This is a genomic window from Streptomyces phaeochromogenes (assembly GCF_001418655.1).
GTDB lineage: Bacteria > Actinomycetota > Actinomycetes > Streptomycetales > Streptomycetaceae > Streptomyces > Streptomyces phaeochromogenes.
In genome coordinates, this window is sequence record NZ_LIQZ01000655.1 from 1 (window position 1) to 1,942 (window position 1,942).

The following is a 1,942-nucleotide window of genomic DNA, read 5'->3' on the forward strand; positions in this document are numbered from 1 at the left end:
AGATGTGTATAAGCGCCAGCCCCAGGATCCCCACTGGTACCCCATGGATAGGAGCCCCCCGGCTCTCCATCCCCCGGAAGCTACACGCTTGTTCGACGTTGCGCTTCCCCTACTGGAGAGAAGTGCCCCGGATTTCCGAAATTCCTCGCATTCGCGAGCGATGGGCCGTACGAGAACGACCCCGCCCCTGAGCAGGGACGGAGTCGTGATCGACAGGCGAACGCCTGATCGGCGTACGGCCTGCCCGAGATCTCTCGAAGACCTCGGGCAGCCGCCGGACGCCCGCGTGCCTACTTGGCGCCGAAGCCGATCGCCGCGTACTCCTTGTCGTCCGCGGAGTACGGCGCGCTGATCAGCTCCTGGGCCATGAAGAGCCGGCCGCCGGTGTACAGCATCTCCGAGCTGCTCGGGACGATGCTGCTGATCGCGCTGCGGATCTGGGCCTCGGCCGGGGTCTCCAGGAGCTTGGTCTCCTTGAAGGTCTTGCCGTCGATGGAGACGACCTGGGAACCCTTGTCGTACGGGCCGTTCTTGAACGCGAGGACGTTGCCGCCGTCCATCCGGATCGGCAGGATCTCGTAGCCGTCGCCCGCGTCGGCCCGGTCGCTCGTGGGCTTGCCGGTGGCCAGCGAGAAGGACACGATCTCGTTGACCCGGGAGTACTGCTCGGCGCCCTCGTGCTGCTTGGTCGGCACGTACAGCCGGTCGTTGCCGACCGCGATGGACCGGCAGTTGTGGATCTTGTTCACACCGCAGTCGTGCTCGTACTTGCCGTCCTCAAGCGTGATCTTGGTGCGCAGCTTGCCGCTGTCGTCCAGCGAGAAGACGTCCGTCGCGCCGGACGCGGTGATGTCGCCGGAGTCCACACCGAAGACGACCGGCTTGGTGGAGATGACCTTGGCGTTGTCGATGCCCGCGGGGAGCTTGTAGCTCCACTTGACGGTGCCGGCCTTCGGGTCGAGGAGCTGGACCTCGTACTTCTCGTTGCCGTAGTCGCCGCACTTGCGGACCGCGACGAGCTGCTCGCCGCCCGCGTAGCCGACGTCCTCGCAGGTGCCGACCTTCGGCTGCCAGAGGATCTTGCCGTTGCTGATGTCGAAGGCGGCACCGCCGTTGAGGCCGGAGCCGGCCGCGACCGTGGTGCCGGTGATGCTGACTTCCTTGAACGCGGCCTTCTCACCGCCGCCCGGAGCCACGGACTTCGTCCAGAGCGCCTTGCCGGTGTTCAGGTTGAACGCGGTGACCTCGGTGCACTCCGGGTACGGGTTCGCCTTGGTGCGCTTGGCGTCCTCGGCGACCACCACGGCGACGCCGTCCTTGGTGACCTCGGGGGAACCGGCGCAGGTCAGCCCCGTCAGCGGCAGCGTCCAGGACTCCTTGCCGGTGTCCGGGTCGTAGCCGACAACCTCACTGGGGCCGGACTTGGCGTACACCTTGTCGGTCAGCCAGGAGCCGGCGACGCTCCAGACGTCCTTCTTGGGGACCTCCGCCGCGGGCAGCTGGAAGAGGAGCTTGGCGCTGGTGCTGGAGGGCACCTTCTCCGTGCCTCCTCCGCCACCGACGTCGTCGCCGCCGTTGTTGTCGTCCTTGCCCTCGGTGCCGCCGGGGCCCGCGGAGGTGTCCTTCTCGTCGCTCTTGCCGGACGAGTTCGCGTACCAGACACCGCCGCCGACGATGAGCGCGATCGCCACGACGGCCGAGACGATGATCGCCACCTGCGGGTTGACCTTGCGCCCGCCCTGCGGAGCCTGCGGCTGCATCGGCATGGTGCCGGGCTGCTGATAGCCGTACTGGGGCTGCTGGCCCGGATAGCCGTAACCGGGCTGCTGCTGGCCCGGGTAGCCGTAGCCCGGCTGGGCCGGCGGCGTCTGCGGGCCTCCCTGGGGCGCGCCGGGCGCCTGCGGGTAGCCGTACGGCTGCTGAGGCGGGGCCGACGGGGGCG

General features: G+C 68.4%; 1 protein-coding gene. It reads right to left on the reverse strand.

Annotation, left to right across the window (positions count from 1 at the left end; all coding sequences use genetic code 11):
- Positions 1-290: 290 nt before the first annotated feature.
- Positions 291-1,942, reverse strand: a 1,652-nt coding sequence (locus tag AOK17_RS47245) for an outer membrane protein assembly factor BamB family protein (RefSeq protein WP_245697905.1), incomplete at its 5' end; no start/stop codon positions are given.